Genomic DNA, 21,851 nt, shown 5'->3' on the forward strand with positions numbered 1-21,851 from the left:
CGCACCTCAGCAGCACCGTCACGGGCGGACGATCGCGACGCCACCGCCCGCGGGCCCACGGCCGCCGACCGCTGCACGCTCGCGCGCCCCTCAGCAGAACCGCCACGGACGGTCGCCTCCGCCGCCGGGCCCGCCGAGCGCGCGGCATCGGTTCGGCGCGCCGGTTCGCGCCGCGGGAGCCGTAGGACGGCGGCAGCCCGGCTCCGCCAGGTCGCGGGGGCGACGGGGGCCACAGGCTCCGCGGCCGACGGGCCGTCGGCGCGCGCGGGCGGGTCCTGCCGCCAGGCGGCCCTGACCACGGGTGGGGCGGGCGCGGGGCCGGGTGCAGCACCGGCGCGCGACACGGGAGCCGTCGCCGGTGTGGCGAGCGCGGACGTCATGCTGCGCTCGCCGAGCAGGCTCCGGGTGCGGTGGCCGGGCGCGGCCGCCGTGCGGGCGGCGGTGCCGCCGATCGGCGCGCGCAGCACGACCAGCGGGCCGTGGCCGTCCGGCGACGCGGCGGGCCGCGCGCTCGCGCCACCGCCGGTGCCCCCGGGGCGCCGGGCGGCGCCCTGCGGTGCCGGGGCGGCGGATGGCTGCGGCACAGCGGCGGGCCCGGGCGTGCCGGAGCCGCCCTGCCCGCTCGCGTCCGCGCCTCGTGCGCCTGCGGCCGACGTCGCGGCCGGTGCCGAGGTCGGGACTGCGTCGCGCCGGGGGCCGGACCGGCCCGCGTCGACCGCACGCTGGACCGCCGCCGCAGCCGACCCGGCGGCGCCGCTGCGCGGGGCGCCTTCCGGGCCCGGCGCCGCCCCGCTCCGATCGGTCGGCTGCGGCGGTGCGGCGGACGTGGGAGCCGCGGGTGCGCCGGAGTCCGGGGCGGTGCCGCCCGGGGTGCTCGCCGCCTGGGCCGTGGTCCGCTGAACGGGTCCGCGCCGGCTGTCGGCCGCACGGGTGCCGGGCGATCCGCTCGCCGTCGGCGGCAGCGCGGCGAGCGGTGCGCCCAGGCCGCCGTGGGTGCGCGCGGAGGACGATCCGGCGCCTGACCGGGTGGCGCGCTGGGTACGGGGGGCCGCCGTGGGCGGCGTGGCGGACGTGCCACCGCCCGGCTGGGCGGCGCGCTGCACGGCGGCGGTGTCGCGGGGGCCGGGCTCCGGGCGAGTCGGCCGCCCCGGTGCGGACGGCCCCGCAGCGTCGGGCCCGCCCGCCGCCGGACCGGTCGGCTGCGCGGGCGAGGCGACGATCGGCATCGGCCCGTACGCGGGGCCTGCTGTGTCGTCGGTGTTGAGCCGCGACGAGGCGCTGGCGGGCAGCGAGGTCAGCGGAGCGCCGAGGACCGGTCGGCCCGGTGCCGCGCCGCCGGTCGCAGCGCGCTGCACGGCCGTGCCCGGCTGCGCCACCGTGCCGGACGGCCGGGCCTGGGCACCGGTCCGCTGCACCGAGGCAGGCTCGGAGGTCCTGGAAGTCGTGGAGGTCTCGGAGGTCCTGGGGGTCTCGGAGGTCCCCGGGGTCTCGGACGGCTCGGACGTCTTGGGGCTCTCCGACGGCCGGGCGCCGACGCCCGGTTCCACTGCCGACCCGGACGCCCCGGGGGCGTCGGGCGCGTCGGAGGAACCCGCCGAGCGTCCCACCGGACGCTCCGCCGCGCGTTGCTCCGAGCGGGGCGGGATCACGGCCACCGCGCGCGTGGGCAGCGACCGGGGTCGCGGCGCCACCGTCAGCGGCGTCCCGACCCGGCGCGGCAGCACCGGCCGGTCCTGCCCGGCGGACGACCCCGCAGTTCCCTCGGCGGCCGCGGGAAGCGCCGGAGCGCCGCCGTCCCCGGTGGCCGCCGACCGTACGGGCAGCCGTCGGGGTGTGGCGCCGGACCGCTGGACCTGCCGTACCTCCCCGCGCCCGACCGCCACCTCCGGCCCGTCCGCGAGCGGTTGCGCGGCAGGCTCCGGCGCGGCCGCGGGCCCCGCCGCCACGGCGTACCGCAGCGCAGGCCCGTCCGCCCCGCCGACGGCCGCCGGGCCGAGGGGCCGGGCGACCGCCCGCAGGATTCCCGCCGGGGCCGACGGCAGCACCGCGTGGCCGAGCGCGCCGGACAGCGAGGGGTTCTGCCAGGAGGCGAGCCGGGACCGGAACCGCAGGCCGTCGCTGACCCCGGTCGCCGGGCCCGCGAGGGTCGGGGCCAGCGGCGCGACCGCGCGCCAGCCGCCGTCCGGGGCGGGCACGTCGGCCTGGGGCACGTCGGACCGGGGCGCCGGGGCGGCCTCGCCCTCGTCGCCCGTCCGCCGGCGCCCGAACCTGCTCCGGATCCCCATGCCGCTCACCCGCCTTCGTTGACGCGGGTGTTGATCCGCGCGATCTCCCGTACCCACTCGCGGCGTTCGTGGTGGGACAGGTCGAGGATGTCCTCCCGCTGCCAGTGGAAGTGGTAGGCGATGTACGCGACCTCCTCATACAGCCGGGCGGTCGCGTACGTCACCATTCCCCCAGGCGCCCACCAGCGAGGTCGACTTCGAAGGAGCCCTCGCAGTGCGGGCAGGTCACCGCGGCGCGGGTGTGGCCCTCGCTGTTGATCCGCTGGTAGAAGTCCTGGAGGAACGCGACGTCGGTGGCGTACATGCGCTCGACGACGCCGGCGTGCACGTCGGTGACGGTGCCGAGCCTGGTGATCACATGGCTGAGCAGCACCACGCTCAGGTACGCCGGGTTCTCCTTGACCCGCAGATCGATCTGGGGCATGAGTTCGTCCCGCGCGGTGGCCAGGCGCATGGCGCCGTGCCGGTGCAGGGTGCCCTCGTCGTCGAGGTACCCGCGCGGGAGCTCGAACTCGAACTCCGTGTGCAGCCCGTGCCCCTGGGGGCCCCGACCCCGCTGCGGCGCGGAGGCCTGCGGGGTCGGGGCCGGGGCGGGTGCCGGGGCCTGCTCCAGGAGTTCGTCAAGGCTGATCCGTCGCCTCATTCGACGGTGATCTCCTCGAACACGATGGTCACCGTCTCCGTCGCGGGGCTGGATTCACCGGCGGTGAGGGTGGGGCCCTCCCACCGGCTGGCCCAGGCGTTCATCAGCTGGATCCGCCGGAGCGTGGCACCGGTGGTGTCCTTGACCTCGATGGTGAGGTTCTGCCGCGCGGTGTTGATCGCACCGTTGTTGAGCGTCTCGTTGATCCACTTGGTGAACGCCCCGCTCTTGTCGAGGCCGCGGGTGATCGTCACCTCGCCCGGCAGTCGCGCGCCGGGCTGCTTGCGGACGATCAGCTTGCCCTGCTGGGTCACCTGCTTGTACTCGACGACGTCCTGGTCAACGGTCAGGTTGCTGACCTCCTTGACCGACTCGACGTTGTAGCCGCCGAGTTGGACGCCGAATATATGTGTGGAGAGCGGATCGCCTTCAGCCATGACTCCCTGTCACCTTCCCTTCCGGTCTGTGCTGGCCTGCTGGTCACTCGTGGACGAGGCGCGTGTCACTCGTTGACGAGGCTGGTGCTGTCGGAGAACTGGGAGAGCCGGAACACCACGAACTCGGCGGGCTTCACCGGAGCGACCCCGATCTCGCACACCACCTGTCCGAGGTCGATGGACTCCTGCGGGTTGTTCTCACGGTCGCACTTGACGTAGAAGGCCTCCGCAGCCGTGCTGCCGAACAGCGCCCCGCGCCGCCACTCCTCGGTCAGGAACGCGGTGATGTTGCGGCGGATGCTGGACCAGAGGCGGTCGTCGTTGGGCTCGAACACCACCCACTGGGTCCCCAGGAGGATCGACTCCTCCAGGTAGTTGAACAGCCGTCGGACGTTGAGGTAGCGCCACGCCGGGTCCGAGGAGAGGGTCCGGGCGCCCCAGATCCGGATGCCGCGCCCGGGGAAGGCCCGCACGCAGTTGACGCCGATCGGGTTCAGCAGGTCCTGCTCGCCCTTGCTGAGACGGATCTCCAGGTCCACCGCGCCGCGGATGACCTCGTTGGCCGGCGCCTTGTGCACGCCGCGCTCGGCGTCACTGCGCGCCCACACCCCGGCGACGTGCCCGCTCGGGGGGACCATCGAGTTGCGGCCGGTCGCCGGGTCGAACACCTTGATCCACGGGTAGTACAGGGTCGCGTAGCGGGAGTCGTAGCCCGCCTCCTCGTTGCGCCAGTTGCGCACCTGCTGGGCGTTCAGCCCGGGCGGGGCGTCCAGGACGGCGATCCGGTCGCCCATCTGCTCGCAGTGCGACATCACCGCGAGCTGGACGGTCCTGACCCCCTCGGCGTCGATGTCCCCGCGCTCGAAGGCGCTCATCAGGTCGGGCACCGCGACCATGGTGATCTCGTCGATCGCCTCCAGGCCGGCGAAGCCGGTCCGGGCCGAGGCGTCGCCCACGTACTCGGCGGGGTCCAGCCGGGTCGCGGGGGCCACCGGCCCGGCCGCGGGGGCGGCGGCGAGGGTGAGGGTCTGCCGCTCGGGGCGGCTCGGCGCGGTGCCGGGCTGCTCGCCGACCGCGACGAGCTTGGACTCCCGCAGCTGGGTGACGACGTAGCCCTTGGTGTTCTTGCGGGTCGAGACCTCGTACGTCTCGGCGACCTCGGTGCCCTTGCGGACCACCAGCCGGAACCGGTCGTCGGGGACGTTCTCCCCCTCGGCGTCGGCGATCTCGACGGACACGTCTCCGCCCGCGGCGGGCAGGGCCGAGTACAGGAAGCCCGCGACCGCGGTGGGCGCGGGCGCCGGTCGGACGGCCGCCGGCCTGCCGCCGCCCGTCGCGCCGCCTTCGCGGCCGATCCGGACGACGTAGACGGCGCCGCCGCCGTTGGCGAAGAAGCCGTAGACGGCGTGCGGCAGGTAGGTGCCTTCGGTGAAGCCGCCGAACTGCTGGACGTACTGGTCCCAGTTGGTCACCAGGGTGGGCTCGTGGAAGGGGCCGGTCTCGGCGAAGCCGACCAGAGCGGCGACGGCTGTGCCGACGCCCTCGATCGGCCGGGCACCGGACTGGACCTCCTCCACGTACACGCCCGGTGTGAGGTACGACGGCATGCTCGCTCCTTCGGGGTGGCCGATCAATCACCACCGAGTCTGCTGCCGGGACCACCCCCCGCGACATGTCCCCGGGTCCCTGACCAGGGGCAGGCTCGCTGCCCCGACGGGCACCCCGCAGGGAACGACCGGTCCTCGGTGTCAGCCCCGGCCCGCGTTCCACCGAGCGTGTCCGACCGTTCGGGCCGGGCGTGCGACGCGCATGGTCAGACCCGCCCGGCGGCGCTCGACCACGGCCCGAACTCGCTCTCCAGGACCAGGCGGCCGAGCTTGCGGTACTCCTGCTTGATCGCGGACACCAGCTGCGCCATGCCCAGCGGCCGGCCCGTCTCGGCCGCCAGGTACGCCGCGGTCACCGCGCACGCCCGGATGGAGCCGCCGGCGAGTTCGAAGTGCCGCGCGCAGAAGGCCAGGTCGAGGTCCTCGTCGCGGGGGATCCGCGGGCCCAGGCAGCGGTCCCACAGGGCATGCCGCTGCTCCTCGTCCGGCACGGGGAACTCCGCGATGACGTCCAGCCGCCGGGTGAAGGCCTCGTCGAGGTTGGCGCGCAGATTGGTCGTCAGCACCGCGATCCCGTCGAAGGACTCCATGCGCTGCAGCAGGTACGCCGACTCCACGTTGGCGTGCCGGTCGTGGGCGTCCTTGACCTGCGACCGCTTGCCGAAGATCGCGTCGGCCTCGTCGAACAGCAGGACGCCGTTCACCTGCGAGGCCTCGGTGAAGATCCGTTCCAGGTTCTTCTCCGTCTCGCCGATGTACTTGTCCACGACGGTGGACAGGTCCACGACGTACAGCTCCATGCCGAGTTCCGCGGCGACCACCTCGGCCGACATGGTCTTTCCGGTGCCCGACTCCCCGGCGAACAGCGCGATCACCCCGCGTCCGCGCCCTCCGCCCGGCCGCATCCGCCACTGGCCGAGCACCTGGTCGCGATGCCGGGCTCTCAGCACCAGTTCGTGCAGTTGGCGCGCGGTGGGCTCGGGCAGCACCAGGTCGTCCCACCCGACGGCGGGCTCGATCCGGCGGGCCAGGCGGGCGAGCCCCGCACCGTTCTGCGCCCGGACGGCGGCCCGCAGGTCGTCGGCGGTCACCGGGCGGTGCTCGGCCGCGGCCGTCCTGGTCGCCACACCGGCGGCCCTGGTCACCTGGTCCTCGTCGAGCTGGTACGGGGCGACCGCCTCGGCCAGGTCGTGGCTCAGCGCACCCTCGTCCGGCGCGCCCTCGTCCGGCCCGCCCGTCGCCGTCCGCAGCGCGTGCGCCCAGCGTTCGGCGCGCTGTCCCGGGTCCAGCGGCGGGGCGACCAGCACCACCGGGCTCTCCCGCGCCCAGACCGGATCCCAGGCACGGGTACCGTGCACGAGCAGCGGCACCCCGGCGAGCTCCGTGCAGAGTTCGCGCAACAGCCGGGCCTGCTCCGGGCGTTCGGGTTCGAGCCGCTCCAGGGGGCCGAGCACCACTCCGCTGCCGGTCAGCCGTGCCTCCCGGGCGAGCGCGCGCACCGCGGCGTCCGGGGGCCGGGCGGCGAGCGCGGCGACGTCGACGACCAGGGCCTGGCGGCCGATGCCCGCGAGGGCGTCGACCGCGAGCCGTCCGGCGCTGCCGCCCCGGTCCAGCAGGTGCACCAGTGCGCCGCCGTTCGCCACGGCGGCGCGCAGGCGGCGGGCGGCCTCCGGCGGGGCGCCGGCGCCGGCCCGGCCGATGCGGACCAGCCCGCTCAGCGCGCCGTCGAGCTCGTCCGCCCCGAGCAGATGGGCCGTCACCCGGTCGGGCAGGCGCAGGCCCCGGGAGAGCAGCGGGCGCTCCGGCTCGGTGACCTCCAGCAGCCCGCCGGCGATCAGCGGGGCCTGGGCGGAGAAGCGGAACCGGCCGGCGCCCGCCCCGGGCAGGCCGCACAGGTCGAGCGCGAGCCCGATGGTGGGCCGGCGCAGGGTCAGGTCGTCGTTGAGGTAGCCGTAGAGCCGTTCGAAGCGGGTGTCGAGGTCGGGGGCGAGCGCCACCAGCAGGAGTTCGAGGTCGACCGGCAGCAGCCCGAAGCCGTCGACGAGCCGTTCGAGCCTCGACCCGGGCGGCGGCGGCACCAGCTCACCGGGATCGGCGTCGGCCCGACCCACCGCGGCGGGCGCCGCCAGGATCCGCTCGACCGCCTCCGGGGTGAGGTACTGGCCCCGGTACGGGTCGTCCGGGTCCGGGTCGTCGGCCCTGCGCTCGCGGACGGCGGCGCGGATCCGCTGTTCGACGCGGCGCAGCCGCTCCCACAGGTCGGCGACGTCGACGGCCGGCGCGCTGGTGGCCGCCGGCTCAAGGTCGAGGGTCATCGCACCGCTCCGCCGCGCCGTCGGCGGCCGGGCGGCAACGGGCGTTCCCGGGGCGCCGCGAAGCCGTCCGCGCCGGGGTCCGTGGCGCCGTCGTAGCGCAGGCGGCGGCCCGGGTCGTCGGACGGGTCGGCCTGGTCGGCCGTGTCGACGGTGCGCAGCACGAGCCCCTCGGTGACCGGGGGCCCAGCCGGGGCGCGCTCGCCGGACAGCGGGGCGAGCACCCTGAGGTCGATCGAGGGCTTCAGCTCGCCCCCGAGGGCCGACCACACGTCGGACACCGACGGCATGCCCTCACTGCGCCCGGCGGTCTCCAGCCCGACGGTGAGCCCGAGTTCGGCGAGCGTGCCGGTGAGCAGCCGGGCGGGGAGCGCGTCCGTCGCCGTCAGGCAGCGGAGCACCTCGGACAGCAGCCGGTGCTCGTCCTGCGGCCGGTTGGTCCACGCCGTCACCAGGTAGGCCAGCTCGAACCAACGGGGTGCGCTGCGCCAGGCCACCACCACGCCGTCCGCGTCGTGCTGTTCGGCGGCGCCGCTCTGCCGGCGGGCCACGTCCTCGCGGATGCCGTACAGGAAGACGCTGACCGTCGGCGCGTTGCGCCGGGCGGCCCAGTCCCGGGTGGGCGAGTCGAAGACCAGCTCGACCCCGCGCTCCTGCAGGCCGCTCTCGGCGAGCAGGAGCCGCAGCCCCTCGTCGACTTCGTGGATCACCGGCGCTGCACCTCCCCCGGCGGGCCGATGCTGCCGGTCACCACCAGGAAGGGGGTGGTCACCGGGGAGAATCCGGGGCCGCTCGCGGTGATGGTCCGCGGACCCGTCTCGTCCTTGGGGAGGATGAGCAGCTGGGCGGCGAAGGTGCCGCTGGCGACCGGGTGGGTGGGCGCCGCGGCGGCGGTGATGCCGGGCGTCCAGGTGAGGGTCACCGGCACGCCGGGCGGGAAGTCCACGCCGCGGACGGAGGTCACGAAGCCGGGCTTGCCGATCGGCGGCACCGCGACGATGCGGGGCTGCAGGATGCGCAGCGGGGTCCGCGCGACGTGGTCGCCCGGGTTGGCATCGGTGCCGGTGGTGGTCAGGACGGAGGTGACGGTGGTGTCCAGGGTGGCCTCGGGTGCCAGCACCACCTGGACGACGGCGCTGGCGCCCGGGAGCAGGTCGGCCACGTCACAGACGCCGCCGGTGCAGCCGGGTGGCAGCGGTCCGGTCGGGACCCCGGCGGGCAGGCCGAGCGACAGCCGCAGTCCGGTGGCGAGGGCCTGGCCGTCGTTGCGCACGGTGTAGGTGACGGTCACCCGGCCGCCGACGTAGCCGGGATTCGGCTGGGCGCCGACCGTCACGGCCGGTCCGGCCTTGGGCGCGGGAGGCGCCGGCGGTGCGGGGGCCGGGGCGGGCGCCGGTGGCGGCGGGGCGGGCGGTGACGAGGCGGGCGGGGCGGACGGCGACGGAGACGGTGACGCGGACGGGGAGGGCGACGGCGAGGCCGACGGAGACGGGGACGGCGACGCGGCCTGGACGGGAACGACCGTCTGCCCCGCGTTGTCCTCGGGCCGCGGGTCGACCACCGCTCCGGTGACCCACCAGCCGAACCGCTGGTCCCCGCTCTGGGTGGCGACCACGGTGGCGGTCACCCGGACGACCGCGCCCGGGGCCAGCGTGCCGAGCTCGCAGCGCAGCGCCACGGCGTCGCAGGTGCCGGCCGAGGCCTTCAGCCCGCCGAGCCGGGCACCCGCCGGCACCGAGGCCGTGAACACGGTGCCGGGCGAGGGCGCCGGGCCCCGGTTGGTGACGGTGATGTCCACGGTGGTGCTGCTGCCGGCCGGGACCGGGGGCGTGCTGGCCGGCGCGCTCAGCGCCAGGTCGACGGACTGCTGGACGCTCGGCTCCTTCTGCCGCCCCGGCAGCCGGGAGTTGATGGAGGTGAGCCGGCCGGTCGCGAGGTCGAGGCTCGACAGCGCCTCGGGCGAGTTCGCCGGCAGGGCCCGGCGCGAGGTCAGCACCAGCTGCGCGCCGTCCGCCGTCCAGGCGACGTCGCGGGGCTGGAACGGTCCGGCGTCGGGGGTGTCCGGCAGCGGGCGGCGGCAGGCGTTGCGGTCCTGGCCGGGCCCGGCGGGCAGGGCCACCGTGCAGCCGTCGCCGGTCGCCGAGGCGACGAGGACGCCGTTCCGCTCGTTGGGCCCGCCGTTGCCGGTCTTGCGGTTGAAGGCGACGCGCCGGCCGTCCGGCGAGAACGCGGGGCTGTCGTCGATGACCTCGCAGGCACCCGGGCAGGCCGTCCGGCTGAGGTCGGTCGGCCGGTCGAGGGCGTCGGCGGGCACGGTCCACACGTGCTTGTTGGCGCCGCTGCCGTTGATGACCTCGGTCTTGGTGTAGGCGATCAGTTTGCCGTCCGGGGACCAGGAGGGTTGGGCCACCGACGCGGCCGGCTGGTCGCTGGTCGGCTCGACGGTGCCGACGATCGCGCCGGTCGACACGTTCGCGATCAGCACCCGCCCGGGGCCGGAGGCCGCGCCGATGCCGCCGGGCGAGGTCCTGGTGAAGGCCACCAGCCGGCCGTCGGGCGAGAGCGCCGGGTCGGTGTCCCAGTCCTTCGGCCCGCGCCCGGCGAGGTTCATCGGGCGCGGGTTGGAGCCGTCGACGCCGGTCTGCCAGATCCGTTCGATCCGGCCGGCGGGCGAGTCCTCGAAGCGGGTCACCACGATCCCCCGGCCGTCCGGCGTGTAGGTCTGCCGTTCGAACCACGGGTCGTAGCCGGGGCGGGGGTTGAACAGCGGGTCGGTCGCGGGGTCGGTGTTGGTGTCGGCGGCCGGGTCCTCCCGGAGCACGCTGACGCCCAGGTCGCGCGGGTCCACTCCGTCGGGGCGGATGTCCGACAGGTCGGCCACGTCGGGCGTCTCGGCGCTGTTGCGGTCCACGACGGGCCCGCCGCCGTTCTGCGGGCCGAGCCAGACCGGGGTGCGGACGGCGCGCTCCTCGCTCAGCACCAGTTCGGCCCCGCCGCAGAAGCAGGTCTTGGCGCGGTACACGCTCTCGTGCGCCGTCGGGTTGCCGTTGAGCCGGTTGGGGCTGAGGAAGAGCACCCCGCTGCCGTCGGGCAGCCAGCCGGCGGACCTGGTCCGCCAGTCGGCGCCGACGCCGGGGAAGAACGCCCGGTCGTTGGCGCCGGTGGGCGTCATGACCCGCAGCTGCGGTCCGGTCTGGCCGCCCTGGTCCCAGGTGTAGACGATCTGGTCACGGAGGTCGGGCGCGTCCACCGGGTTCCACGCCGGTTCGATGGCGTTGCCGGCGGTGACCGCGGTGATCCGCTGCGCCGCACCGCCGGCCAGGGGCATGACGTAGATCTGGGTGTGCTCCCGGTCGACGTTGCAGGTGTACGCGACCCACTTGCCGTCGGGTGAGACCGTCGGGTGCGCCTCGGAGTCCGCGGTGTCGGTCAGTCTGCGCAGCCCGGTGCCGTCGGTGTTGACCACCCAGAGGTCGCGCTGGGTCTGCCCGTCGCGTCCGCCGGGCTCCACCGCGTCGAACACGACGGCGCGGCCGTCCGGGGTCAGCGTCGGCTCCGCGGTGTCCATGCCCGTGGTGAGCCGGCGCACCGCGCCGGACTGCTCGCGCAGGTAGACCTGGGGCAGCGTCTCGTCCCGCAGGCTGGTGAACACCAACTGCTCACCGCGGGCCGAGGGTTCGGTGTCGAAGTGGACGGGCCCCGGCCCGAACAGCGGCGTGCTGGACGCCGTGCCGGTGACCCGCGCCAGGCTGCGGTGGCCCGTACCCGCGTAGACGATCCGCCCGCTCTCCGCCGCGGCCCCGGCGGCCACCGGGGCGGGCCCTCTTCCCTTCCCGTCGGAGTTCGCGGTGCCCAGCGTCACCACGGCCACGGCCAGGGACAGCAGCAGCGCGGCGGCGGCTCGCGCCGAGCGCCGGACGGGGCGGGGGGTGCCGGTGGCGCCGATCACGCTCAACCTCACAGACCGAGAAGGCGGTACATCCGGCAGTCTCCCCGGCCCGGGAACGCGGGGACAGGCCCCGGGCACCCGAGCCGGGGGTAGCGACCGGTGCCCCTGAGGGCAATCCGGCGGCGACGATCCGGCCCGGCCTCAGATCAGGCCGTGGCGCATCGCGTACCCGACGGCGTGGGCGCGGTTGCGCAGTCCCAGCCGCGTGGTGATCTCGTGCAGCACGTTCTTGACGGTGCGTTCGGAGTACGAGGTCTGGGCCGCTATCTCGCTGGTGTCGAGGCCGTCGGCGACCAGCCGGAGCATCTCCGCCTCCCGGGCGGTCAGGGTCGACAGGGTCAGGCCGCGCGGGTCGAGCATGGTGCGCTGGAGGCTCCCGACCCGGTCGAGCAGCTTGCCGAGGAGGTCCCCGGGCATGACACCCTCACCGTTGGCCAGGGCGGTGATGAGGTGGACGAGCCGGTCCTGGTCGGCGTCCGAGCGGCGCAGCACGGCGCCGACGCCGCACTCGATGATGGTCTGCAGCCCGCCGGCCTCGAAGTGGCCCACCACCAGCCCGGTCCGGCTCTGCGTGTTGAGGCGGAGTCGGCGCAGCCGGTCGGTCACGGCGTCGTTCAGCCCGTCGACCACCATCAGGGACACCTGTGCCCGCGCGACGTCGCCCTCGGCCAGCAGCTCCACCTCCGGCCGCTGCCTCAGCTGCTGGACGACGCCCGTGTGGAGGATGATGTCCTCCGCGTACACCGCCACCGCGACCCGGCCCGGCTTGACGCGCACCGCGGCGGGCTCGGCCGATCCACGCGGTCGGGCCTGGACGGACCTGGTCGCCCCGGCGGCCTCGTGGGTGGTGGTCTCGATCATCGTCATCAACTGTTCCGTTCTGCTTCGTGGGCGTCACTGGACGCGTGGTGAGGGCAGCCGGGCGCCGTGTCGTGGAGCCGGCCGCGGGCGTTGGCGGGGGGCGCCGGCGGGGAGCATGGCTGTGGCACCGGGCAGGGCCCGGTTGTTCCTGCGGGCAAGGCGTGTGCCCGCAGCTTGCCCGCGGGGCTCTCTCCTCGGGGTGTCCTCCGGTCCTACCGTCACGGCATGACCGCATCTCCCGAACTCGGCCTTCCCGCGCTGACGGTGTCGCCCGGCGACGCAGCCTCGATGACCCTGACGGTTCGCAATGAGACCGACATCGTTGAGGCGTACTCGCTGGAAGTGGTCGGGGAGTGCGCCCCGTGGACGACGGTCGAGCCGGCCCGTCTCTCGCTCTATCCGGGGACGTCCGAGACGGTGACGATACGGCTGGCGCCGCCCCGTTCCCACGAGGTGCGGGCCGGTGAGTTCCCGCTCGGCATCCGGGTGTTGCCCGCCGAGCGCCCCGAGCTGGTGACCGTGCCCGAGACCACCGTCACGGTGACGCCGTTCCGGGAGCTGCGCACCGCGCTCGCCCCCCGGCGCCGTCGGGGCTGGCTGCGCGCCCGCTACCGGACGTCGGTGCGCAACCTGGGGAACACGGCCACCGTCGTGACCTTCTCCCCGGCCCAGCCCGGCGAGGAACTGCGCTTCGGGTTCGCCCCGGAGAAGCTGCGCCTCGAACCGGGCGAGTCCGCCGAGACCCGACTGAAGGTCCGCGCGCGCAAGTTGATCTGGTTCGGCAAGCCGGCCACCTGGCCCTTCGAGGTCACCGTCGACCATGAGGGCGACGCCGCCAAGCCGGACGGCCCGCAGCCGAGCGGCCCGCAGCAGGCCGGCGCACAGCCGGCCGACCGCCGGAACGTGCTGGACGGCGAGTTCGTCCAGCACGCGCTGCTGCCCACGTGGCTGCTCGCGCTGCTCGCGGCGCTGATCGCGCTGATCCTGGCCTGGCTCACGCTGGTCCGGCCGGCGGTGCGCAGCTCGGCGAAGCAGGCCGCGAACCAGGCCGTCGAGCAGAAGGCCGCCTCGTTCACCCCGGCGCCCGTCCCCGTCCCGACCCCGTCGGCTCCGGCTGCCGGGGCGACTCCGAGCGGTCAGGGCCAGCAGGGCGGTACGACGGGCGGCGGCTCCGGCGGCGGTTCGGGCGGCGGCTCCGGTCGGGCGGTCCCGGGGACGGAGCAGCAGTTCTCCACCACGGTCGACGTGACCACCAACAGCGGCGGCTCCGCGGTGGGCGCCTACAAGGTGGAGCACGGCAAGGTCTTCCGGATCACCGACATCGTGGCCGCCAACTTCCAGGGCGACCAGGGGCTGTTGACCATCAAGTTCGGTGAGCAGACGATCACGACGATCGCCTTGGAAACCTTCCGGAACCAGGACTACCACTGGGTGACTCCCATCGAGGTCCCCGAGGACCAGACCGTGACGGCGAGCGTGATCTGCCAGCAGCCGGGCACGCCCGCCTCGGGGAAGCAGTCCTCCCAGTGCCACGAATTGCTGAACGTCAGTGGGCAGTTGAGCGATATCAAGCGCTGAAGCCGCACGTCTCCCCCACGTCTCGTTCACACCATGCACCTGCCAATAGAGGTGGTCTCATCGGCCGCTTTCAGAAGCCTACCGGCGGGTTTAGAACTCGTTTCTAACACCAACCCGACCTCGATGGGACAGAGAGTGACGCGAGTGACACTCGCCCGGAAGCCTGGCGGGCCCCATCGGGCCCGCCAGGGCCGGACTTTCGCCCGAACGGGCAGGCGGCACGTCCCGTTCGTACAGTGAAACCTGCCCTTTCGCCCATGCTTGACACCTCGTCAACCACACGACGGGGAGGCCGGATCACCGACCGGGCGGTCGGTCAGAAACGGGCGAACAGGCCGTCCAGGTGCCGGTCGACGGCCGCCAGCACGGCCACCGGCTCGATCACGCGCAGTTCGAGCAGGGTGGTGAACCCGGTGAGCGCGAGCAGCAGGTCGGTCTCCACGACCGCGTCGCGGTCGGGGGCGATCAGCCCGTCGGCGATCGCCTGCCGGACCACCTGCTCGACCATCGCCCGCCCCTGCAGCAGGCCGCCCCGCGCCCGCGCGAGGACGTCCTCGTCGTGCAGCGCCTCCAGGACGTAGGCGGCGCCCATCCGGCTGGTCGCCCGCGCGTCGGCGTGCAGCGGCAGCATCTCGACCAGCGTCACCCGCAGCACGTCACGCGGGTGCGGCCGCTCGCCGAGCTCCGCCAGGCCCCGGCCGACCCGCCGGGCCGTCTGCTCGCCGGCGAAGTCCATCGCGAAGGCGAGCATGGCCGCCCGTGAGGTGAAGTAGTGCTGGAGCTGACCGAGCGAGATGCCCGCCTCCTGGGCGACCTCACGCATGGTCAGGTGCGTGGCGCCGCGCCGCTCCACCACCCGCCACAGCGCACGGGCGATCGTCTCGCGGCGCTCCTGGTGGTCCACCTGCTTCGGCATCGTCGGCCACTCCCCCAATCTTTTCCATACAGTTGACATAATACAGCTGACCGATAACCCTGGGGGCAGTCGGACCGAGGAGCACCATGCCTGAGCACGACCTGCCCGAATACCCGACCGTACGCGCCGCCGAGGGCCTGTTGCGCGGCCGCCGCCACGGCGGACACGCCGTCTTCCGCGGCATCCCGTACGCCCGGCCCCCGGTGGGCGCGCTTCGCTTCGCCGCCCCCGCGCCGGTCGAGCCCTGGCACGGCGTCCGCGAGGCGGCGGAGTTCGGCCCGACACCGCCGCAGTCCGGCCCGGTGGCCGCCGCCCCCACCGAGGGCACCGACTGGCTGACGCTCAACGTCCACACCCCCGATCCGGGCTCGGTGGGGCTGCCCGTCCTGGTCTGGATCCCCGGCGGCGGCTACATCGCGGCGGCCTCGGACGACCCCATGTACGACGCGACGGCCCTGGCCTCCGCCGGGCTCGTCGTGGTCAGCCTCAACTACCGGGCCGGCGTCGAGGGTTTCGCCCTCCTCGACGGCGTCCCGGCCAACCGCGCGCTGCTCGACCAGATCGCCGCGCTGCACTGGATCCGGCGCAACATCGCCGCGTTCGGCGGCGACCCCGACCAGGTCACGGTGGCCGGCCAGTCCGCCGGAGCCGGGTCGATCGCCGCCCTGCTCACCATGGAGCCGGTGCGCGGCCTGTTCCGACGTGCCGTCACCCACTCGGTGCCGGGCAGCCACTGCACCCCCGCGCTGGCCGCCGAGGTCACCGCCGCGCTGGCAGGCCGGCTCGGCACCGCGCCCACGGCCGCCGCCCTGTCGACCGTCGCCCCCTGGCACCTCGCCGAGGCGCTCACCGCACTCAGCGCCGACCTGCCCGGACACGGCGGGCGCTGGGGGGCCTTCGCCCAGTCCGGCGCCGCGGTCTGCCCGGTCGTCGACGGCGAGGTCCTGCCCGAGGCGCCCTGGCCCGCCCTGGCCTCCGGCCGGGCCGCCGGCATCGACCTGCTCGTCGGCCACACCCGGGACGAGTTCCGGCTGTTCACCGTCATGACCGGCCTGCTGGGCACCTTCACCGAACAGGACGCCGCCACCGCGCTCGACCTCTTCGCCCCGCAACCGGACGGCCCCGACGCCTACCTCGCCGCGTACCCGCAGGCCTCCCCGGACGAACTGCTGGAGGCCGTCCGCTCCGACGCGCTGTTCCGGATGCCCTCGCTCCAGCTCGCCGAGGCCAACACCGCCGCCGGCGGCACCTCGTACCTGTTCGAGCTGGCCCTGTCCTCCCCCGCACTCGGCGGGGCCCTGGGCGCCTGCCACAGCCTCGACGTCCCGCTGGCCTTCGGCACCCTGGACAGCCCGATCGGCCGTCAACTGCTCGGCGACACCCCCTCCCCGGAGGCCCGCGCGGTGTCCGCCGAGCTCCACCGGGCCTGGGTCGCCTTCGCCACCACCGGTGACCCCGGCTGGCCCGCCTTCCAGACCGAAGGGCAGCTCACCCGCGTCCTGGACGCCCACCCCCGGACGATCCGCTACCCCGAGCAGGACGCCCGCCGGATCTGGGCCGGACACCACCCCGCCGCCTTCGACCTCCGCTGAAGCCGGACCGGGAGCCGCGCCGCCGCCGTCCGAGGCCGGTCGAACCCTCCGGAAGGCGGCGGCGCCGTCACCCTCAGGCGCTGCGGCGCAGCACCGCCGCCTCGAACTCACCGAAGCCGCACTCCTGCTGCCACTCCTGCTCCGCTTTGGGGCTGGCCGCCAGGAGCGCCTCGCAGCCCGCGCTGGGGTGGGCACTGCCGAGGGTGTCGGCCGCGCACTCGGGGGCGGGGCGGAAGTGGTCGCGGTCCTGCCAGAGGCTGCGGCCGGGCAGGAAGGCGTATTCCAGCGACGTCCGGGCCAGGTCCTTCAGGTCGCGGTAGCCCAACCGGTAGCGGGTGGCGGCCTTCTGGTACTCCTCGGTGATGTCGCCGCGCGAGACGCCCGGGTCGTCGGTGGCCAGGGCGGTCGGGACGCCGTGGCGGCGGTAGAGCGGGAAGGGGTGGTCCGGCCCGGCGACCTGGAGGATCTGCTCGTTGCTGGTCAGCGGCACCTCGATCAGGACGTGCCGCTCGGCCAGGGTGTCCAGCAACCCGGCGGAGTCGTCCTCGTGGACGACGTCGACGCCGTGGCCGATCCGCTCGGCGTGGCCGGTCACCACGGCCTCGCGGATGTGGAAGCGCAGGTCCTCGGGCTTGACCAGTCCGGGCACCAACTCGCCCGCGTGCAGGGTGATGTGGGCCTTGGGGTAGAGCGGGTGCAGGAAGTCCAGCATCCGCATCTGGAGGTCGTAGTTCTCCAGCGAGGCCGGGTAGTCCTCGGGCTGGACGAGGTTGACGGCGACGAACCGGTCGTCCCGGCTGGCGAGTTCCATGCCGAGCAGCAGTTGGGTGAACACCCGGGCGGGAGTGGAGGCGCGGGAGGCCTGGGAGATGATCCGGACGGTGACGGCGCAGCCGGGCGCCGGGCGGTCCCCGTCGCAGTCGGCGGAGGCACGGTACTCGGCGAGCATCTGGTCGGCGTCCGAGCCGGCCTGGGTGACGAGTTGGTCGATGCCGCCGTCGGCGAGCAGCTTGTCGCGCAGCTTGGCGAAGTCGGGGTCGAAGCCGACCTTGGCGGCGAGCGCGGCGGCGCCGGCCGAGGCCGGGGTGAGCATCGTCTCCAGGTAGCTCTGGTGCTGCTCGGCCATGGTGTCGGTGACCTCGGCCAGCATCCGGCCCGGGTGGCGCCAGCTGGCCTCGCCGAACTTGCCGAAGGTGGCGAAGAAGTGGTCGTGGCCCGACTCGGCGCCGGGCACGAAGTCCTGCATCGACCAGGCGCGGATCACCTGCTGCCGGAAGTCGGGGTCGGACACGGCGTCGGCGGCCGGGCGGGCGGTGGCCGAGCAGGGCGCGACCTGCGCGGTGAGGGTCGCGGTGTCGATACAGAGGCCGTCCTCGGCGGCGAGTCGGATCAGCAGTTCGGTGGAGACCGCACCGGACAGGTGGTTGTGCAGGTCGCCGCCCTTGGGCAGGTCGTGGAGGAAGCGGCGCAGCTCGTCGGGGTTGTCGCGGATGCCGTCCAGGTAGGCGGCGACCCGCTGCTCGGCGCCGCCGCGGAAGGCCTGGGCGACGGGCACCGGTGCGGCCTGGGCGGCGGCGGGGACCAGGGGTGCCAGCAGCGCCGCGCAGGCGGCGACCGCGGCGATGGTGGTTCGGCGTAGCGTGATCATGACCGTATGCTCACGTCCGCCCCCGGTCCCCGCCGCCCTCCCGGGCCCTTGTCCCGCTGACACCACCCGGACGGGTGATCAGTGGCATGGCCGGTACGACGCGTCCGTCCGAACCACCGCTCGTACGTCCGGGCGGTCCGGTGCTACCGCGCCAGCAGCTTCCGCAGCTCGGCGGCCACCAGGGCCGAGGAGGCCGGGTTCTGACCGGTCACCAGGTTGCGGTCGACGACCACGTGCGGCGCCCAGGGCTCGCCCTCCTGGAAGTCCGCACCGACGTCCACCAGGCGGTCCTGGAGCAGCCACTTCGCCCGGTCCGCCAGACCGCCCTGGACCTCCTCGGCGTTGGTGAAGGCGGTCATCCGGTACCCGGCGAACGGCGAGCTTCCGTCCTCGCCGCGGGCCGCCAGCAGCGCCGCCGGGCCGTGGCAGACCACGCCGAGCGGCCGGCCGGAGGCCAGCACCCGGGTGAGCAGCCGACCGGAGTCGGCGTCGACCGCCAGGTCCTCCATCGGGCCGTGGCCGCCGGGGTAGAACACGGCGGCGTAGTCCGCCGGGTCGACCTCCGCCAGCTTCACCGGTCGGCGGAACTCCTCGACGGCCTCCAGGGCCGCAGCCGTCGCCGGGTCGGTCAGGCTGGCCCGGTCGGCCACCGGGACGACGCCGCCCGGGGTGGCGACGGTGATCCGGTGACCGGCGGCGGTGAGCGCCTGGTACGGGACGAGGGCCTCCTCGGCCCAGAAGCCGGTCGGGTGTTCGGTGCCGTCGTTGAGCGTCCAGACCTTCGCGCCGGTCAGGACGAACAGGATGTCGGCCATGGTGCTGCCTCCAGGGTTGCGGTCCCCGCCACGGCTCTCCCGCCGCAGCGATCACGCCGCCGAACCTAGACCGGCCGCCCCACGGGGGACCAATGGACACGACGATGCCTGGCATCGAAATTCCGATGTCTCAGACAGGCCGCCGAGCCATCGGAATCCCGTACGCTCGTGACCATGACCGATCGGGTGACGCCTGGCTCCGGCCCGCTGGACCTCAACCAGCTGCGGACCTTCCTCGCGGTGCACCGCGCGGGTTCGCTCACCGCGGCCGCACACCAGCTGGGCCTGTCCCAGTCGACGGTGACCGCGCAGGTCCGGGCACTGGAGCAACGGCTCGGCCGGGAGCTGTTCGAGCGCCGGGCGCGCGGGGTCAGCCCGCTGCCGTACGCCGACGACCTGGCGGCCCGGCTGTCGGCCCCGCTGGACCAGCTGGCGGGCGTCGCCGCCGGACCCGACGGCGCCGCGCCGGAGCCGGTGCACCTCGCCGGGCCGGCGGAATTCCTCGGCACCGTGCTGCTCGGCGCGCTGGCCCCGCTGGTCGCCGAGGGCGTCCAACTGCGGGTCACCACCGGGCTCACCGACCCGCTGCTGGACGAACTGCGAACCGGGCGGCATGACCTGGTGGTCGCCACCCGGCGCCCGCGCGGCCGCACGCTGCTCGCCGAACCGCTGGCCGACGAGGAGTTCGTCCTGGTCGCGGCCCCGGTGTGGGCCGAACGGCTGGCCGGCCGGGAACTGCCGGCCGCCCTCGCCGAAGTGCCGCTGCTCAGCTACGCCGAGGACCTGCCGATCGCCCGCCGCTACTGGCGGCACGTCTTCGACCGGCGCCTGCACGCCCGGGCGGCCGTCACCGTGCCGGACCTGCGGGCGGTGCTCGCCGCGGTGACGGCGGGCGCCGGCTGGAGCGTGCTGCCCGGCTACCTGTGCCGGTCCGAACTCGCCTCCGGGGCCCTGCGGTTGCTGCACCAGCCGGCCGACCCGCCGATCAACACCGCCTACCTGGTCCGGCGCCCGGCCGGCTCCGCCAACCCGCACGTCGCCCTGGTCCGCGAGCGCCTGCTCGACGCCGCGCGCAGGTGCGGCTGCTGAACGCCTGGCGCGACAGCCGTCAGATCGCCAGCCGTCAGATCGCCAGGTCCCGCCGTTCCAGCAGCCGGAAGGCCGCCAGCAGGCCGAGCAGGCCGACACCGGTGAGCACGCCCAGCGACAGCCACGGGACGCCGCCGTGGGCCAGCACGTCGCCCGGCGTGTAGTAGTGGAACGGGCTGAGGTAGCGCAGCGACCGGGCCGGGGACCAGGCCAGGGCGACGAAGTTGAGGGCGAAGCCGACCGCACCGAAGGCGACGGCGGCACCGATCACGTACGCCCGCCGCCGGGTGAGCGCGGACACCGCGAGCACCGGCCCGGTGAGGCAGAACGCGAGGGCGCAGCCCAGCAGCCCGGCGGCGAACACCCCGCCCTCCGGCACGGCCGCGTGCAGCTCGGGCGAGAGCGCCACCCCGAGCGCGACGGTGAGCGTGGCGGCGGCGTTGAGCAGCACCGTGGCGGCGACCAGGGCGCCGGCTCGTTCGGCGAGCAGGCGTCGCCGGGAGACCGGGCGGGTCATCAGCAGTTCGATGGTGCCGGACTCGACGTCGGCCGCGACGGCGGCGGCGCCGAGCGAGCCGATCACGGTCAGCTGCAGCGCGATCCAGAACGGGTGGGTGAGTCCGGCGCCGAGCAGCCCGGGGTAGCTGGCGATCGAGACGTCGCCGTTGGAGCCGCTGAAGGCCTTGAACGCGCCCGGCGGGCTGCTGCGGGCGCCGAACAGGTCGGTGGGCGGGATGGTGCCGGCGATCACCACGATCAGGGTCTCGAAGACGATCATTCCGAGCAGCAGGCTGATCAGCATCCGGCGCCGCCGGTGCAGGGCGAGCCAGACCAGTGGGAGGTGGCGGCTGACGGTCCCGGCGCTCACGGGCGCTCCTCCGATCCGGCGTCGGCGGCTTCGGTCGCGTCAGCGCCGTCGGCGGCTTCGGTGCCGTCGGTGGCTTCGGTGCCGTCGGTCGCGCGGTAGAGGTCGAGGAACGCCTCGTCCAACCCCGCCTCCTCGACGGTGAGGTCCGCCACCGGCAGCTCGGCCAGCAGCGTGCGGACGGCCGCGACGACGTCGTCCGGCGGCACCAGCAGTTCGACCCGGTCGTCCTCCCAGCGCGGCGACCACCGCTCGGCCCGCCCCAGTGGCCGGGCGCCCCGCCCGTCGGCGAAGGCCAGCCGGACCCTGCGGGCCCGGGCCTGGCGCAGTTCGGCCACCGAGCGGACGGTCACCAGGCGGCCCCGGCGGACGATCGCGACCCGGCCGCAGGTCCGCTGCACCTCGGGCAGCACGTGGCTGGAGAGCAGGACGGTCCGCCCGGCCGCGGTCTCCTCGGCGAGCAGTTCGAAGAAGGTCTCCTGGACCAGCGGGTCCAGCCCCTCGGTCGGCTCGTCCAGCACCACGACGGCGGGCCGGTGCTGGAGCGACTGGACGAGCCCGAGCTTCTGCTTCATACCGCGCGAGTACTCCCCCACCGGCCGCGCCAGATCGGCCCGGGAGAGCTTCAGCCGCTCGCAGAGGTCGCGCTGGCCCGGCACCGGGGCGCCCTGGAGCGCGGCGAGCAGGTCGAGGGTCTGCTGCCCGGTGAGCTCGGGGTAGAGGCGCAGTTCGCCGGGCAGGTAGCCGATCGACGGGGCGAGGCTGCGGTGGTCGGCCACCGGGTCCAGGCCGAGGACCCGCACCTGCCCGGCAGTGGGGCTGAGCAACCCGACCAGGCAGCGCAGCGTGGTGGTCTTGCCGGCGCCGTTCGGGCCCAGCAGGCCGAACACCTCTCCGGCGGTGACGGTGACGTCCAGCCGGTCGATGCCGACCGTGGCGCCGTAGCGTTTGGTGAGCGACCGCAGTTCGATCACCGGCCGCCCGCCGGTCGCGGTCCCGTTCGTCGGCATCGCCCACCTCCTGTCACGGGTGCGACGCACATCAAAGCGCGTACGGCCGGGTGAGTCGAGAGACGCGGCCGAATTCGCCGCGGCCGGGTCGATCCCCGATCACACCGACCACCGTCCGGCGGCCTGCCGACAACCCTGCCGGAGAGGCCCTAGTGTCCTGCGCCAGAGATTCGTTGGCAGAAGCGGGCGAGGGAGTCCAGGATCTCTTCGGCGGTCTTGGTCCAGGTGAACGGCTTGGGGTTCT

The 21,851-nt window shown here is 74.8% G+C and carries 18 protein-coding genes; 5 read left to right on the top strand and 13 right to left on the bottom strand.

The genetic code is table 11. The annotated features are described in order from the left end of the window. The first annotated feature begins 360 nt into the window (after positions 1-360). Both ACIOJE_RS29540 and ACIOJE_RS29545 read left to right on the top strand, forming a co-directional pair. Positions 361-900, top strand: a complete 540-nt coding sequence (locus tag ACIOJE_RS29540; RefSeq protein ID WP_400780241.1) for a hypothetical protein — start codon at positions 361-363, stop codon at positions 898-900. 162 nt (positions 901-1,062) lie between these two features. Further along, positions 1,063-2,307, top strand: coding sequence for a hypothetical protein (locus ACIOJE_RS29545; protein ID WP_400780243.1), 1,245 nt, complete (start codon positions 1,063-1,065; stop codon positions 2,305-2,307). On the opposite strand, the gene ACIOJE_RS29550 is transcribed toward ACIOJE_RS29545, so the two are convergent. The 8 genes from ACIOJE_RS29550 to ACIOJE_RS29585 form a co-directional block, all read right to left on the bottom strand. After that, positions 2,291-2,449 carry a DUF6760 family protein gene (locus tag ACIOJE_RS29550; RefSeq protein WP_348534143.1) on the bottom strand — a complete coding sequence of 53 codons (159 nt, stop codon included), beginning with the start codon at positions 2,447-2,449 and terminating at the stop codon, positions 2,291-2,293. The genes ACIOJE_RS29545 and ACIOJE_RS29550 overlap by 17 nt on opposite strands. Beyond that, the gene (locus tag ACIOJE_RS29555; RefSeq protein WP_400780245.1) at positions 2,446-2,928 is read right to left on the bottom strand and encodes a hypothetical protein; all 483 of its coding nucleotides are present in this window, start codon (positions 2,926-2,928) and stop codon (positions 2,446-2,448) included. Before ACIOJE_RS29555 ends, ACIOJE_RS29550 begins: the two co-directional genes overlap by 4 nt. Next, positions 2,925-3,365 (bottom strand): phage tail protein, encoded by a 441-nt coding sequence (locus ACIOJE_RS29560; protein ID WP_280683629.1) that lies wholly within the window; start codon positions 3,363-3,365, stop codon positions 2,925-2,927. The genes ACIOJE_RS29555 and ACIOJE_RS29560 overlap by 4 nt, the downstream gene beginning before the upstream one ends. Before the next feature lie 65 nt (positions 3,366-3,430). Beyond that, entirely contained in the window at positions 3,431-4,972 is a 1,542-nt protein-coding gene (locus ACIOJE_RS29565; protein ID WP_280683628.1) for a phage tail sheath family protein, read from the bottom strand. A gap of 206 nt (positions 4,973-5,178) precedes the next feature. Then, complete coding sequence (locus tag ACIOJE_RS29570; RefSeq protein ID WP_400780247.1) at positions 5,179-7,287, bottom strand: AAA family ATPase; 2,109 nt, start codon at positions 7,285-7,287, stop codon at positions 5,179-5,181. Then, positions 7,284-7,994: a DUF4255 domain-containing protein gene (locus ACIOJE_RS29575; RefSeq protein ID WP_400780249.1), complete on the bottom strand. Its 711-nt coding sequence runs from the start codon at positions 7,992-7,994 to the stop codon at positions 7,284-7,286. Before ACIOJE_RS29575 ends, ACIOJE_RS29570 begins: the two co-directional genes overlap by 4 nt. Further along, positions 7,991-11,239 carry a hypothetical protein gene (locus ACIOJE_RS29580; protein ID WP_400780269.1) on the bottom strand — a complete coding sequence of 1,083 codons (3,249 nt, stop codon included), beginning with the start codon at positions 11,237-11,239 and terminating at the stop codon, positions 7,991-7,993. The genes ACIOJE_RS29575 and ACIOJE_RS29580 overlap by 4 nt, the downstream gene beginning before the upstream one ends. Before the next feature lie 135 nt (positions 11,240-11,374). After that, complete coding sequence (locus tag ACIOJE_RS29585) at positions 11,375-12,100, bottom strand: LuxR C-terminal-related transcriptional regulator (protein WP_280683620.1); 726 nt, start codon at positions 12,098-12,100, stop codon at positions 11,375-11,377. A 219-nt stretch (positions 12,101-12,319) separates the two neighbouring features. Here ACIOJE_RS29585 and ACIOJE_RS29590 point away from each other — a divergent pair, with 219 nt between their 5' ends. Then, on the top strand, positions 12,320-13,672 hold the full coding sequence (locus tag ACIOJE_RS29590) for a hydrolytic protein (protein WP_400780251.1): 1,353 nt from the start codon (positions 12,320-12,322) through the stop codon (positions 13,670-13,672). A gap of 316 nt (positions 13,673-13,988) precedes the next feature. Here ACIOJE_RS29590 and ACIOJE_RS29595 read toward each other — a convergent pair whose 3' ends face one another. Further along, a complete protein-coding gene (locus tag ACIOJE_RS29595) occupies positions 13,989-14,588 on the bottom strand; it encodes a TetR/AcrR family transcriptional regulator (RefSeq protein WP_400780253.1) in 600 nt (199 codons plus the stop codon). 86 nt (positions 14,589-14,674) lie between these two features. Between ACIOJE_RS29595 and ACIOJE_RS29600 the strand changes: the two genes are divergently transcribed. After that, a complete protein-coding gene (locus ACIOJE_RS29600) occupies positions 14,675-16,180 on the top strand; it encodes a carboxylesterase/lipase family protein (RefSeq protein ID WP_400780255.1) in 1,506 nt (501 codons plus the stop codon). Positions 16,181-16,253: 73 nt separating this feature from the next. Here ACIOJE_RS29600 and ACIOJE_RS29605 read toward each other — a convergent pair whose 3' ends face one another. Both ACIOJE_RS29605 and ACIOJE_RS29610 read right to left on the bottom strand, forming a co-directional pair. After that, a complete protein-coding gene (locus ACIOJE_RS29605; RefSeq protein WP_280683607.1) occupies positions 16,254-17,828 on the bottom strand; it encodes an adenosine deaminase in 1,575 nt (524 codons plus the stop codon). A 143-nt stretch (positions 17,829-17,971) separates the two neighbouring features. Next, a complete protein-coding gene (locus ACIOJE_RS29610) occupies positions 17,972-18,643 on the bottom strand; it encodes a type 1 glutamine amidotransferase domain-containing protein (protein WP_400780257.1) in 672 nt (223 codons plus the stop codon). Positions 18,644-18,817: 174 nt separating this feature from the next. Here ACIOJE_RS29610 and ACIOJE_RS29615 point away from each other — a divergent pair, with 174 nt between their 5' ends. Next, a complete protein-coding gene (locus ACIOJE_RS29615; protein ID WP_280683603.1) occupies positions 18,818-19,732 on the top strand; it encodes a LysR family transcriptional regulator in 915 nt (304 codons plus the stop codon). A gap of 34 nt (positions 19,733-19,766) precedes the next feature. Here ACIOJE_RS29615 and ACIOJE_RS29620 read toward each other — a convergent pair whose 3' ends face one another. Continuing rightward, positions 19,767-20,600: an ABC transporter permease subunit gene (locus ACIOJE_RS29620; protein ID WP_280683601.1), complete on the bottom strand. Its 834-nt coding sequence runs from the start codon at positions 20,598-20,600 to the stop codon at positions 19,767-19,769. Next, entirely contained in the window at positions 20,597-21,607 is a 1,011-nt protein-coding gene (locus tag ACIOJE_RS29625; RefSeq protein ID WP_400780261.1) for an ABC transporter ATP-binding protein, read from the bottom strand. Before ACIOJE_RS29625 ends, ACIOJE_RS29620 begins: the two co-directional genes overlap by 4 nt. Between the last annotated feature and the right edge of the window lie 244 nt (positions 21,608-21,851).

The sequence above is a fragment of the Kitasatospora sp. NPDC087861 genome, from assembly GCF_044742585.1.
Taxonomy (GTDB): domain Bacteria; phylum Actinomycetota; class Actinomycetes; order Streptomycetales; family Streptomycetaceae; genus Kitasatospora.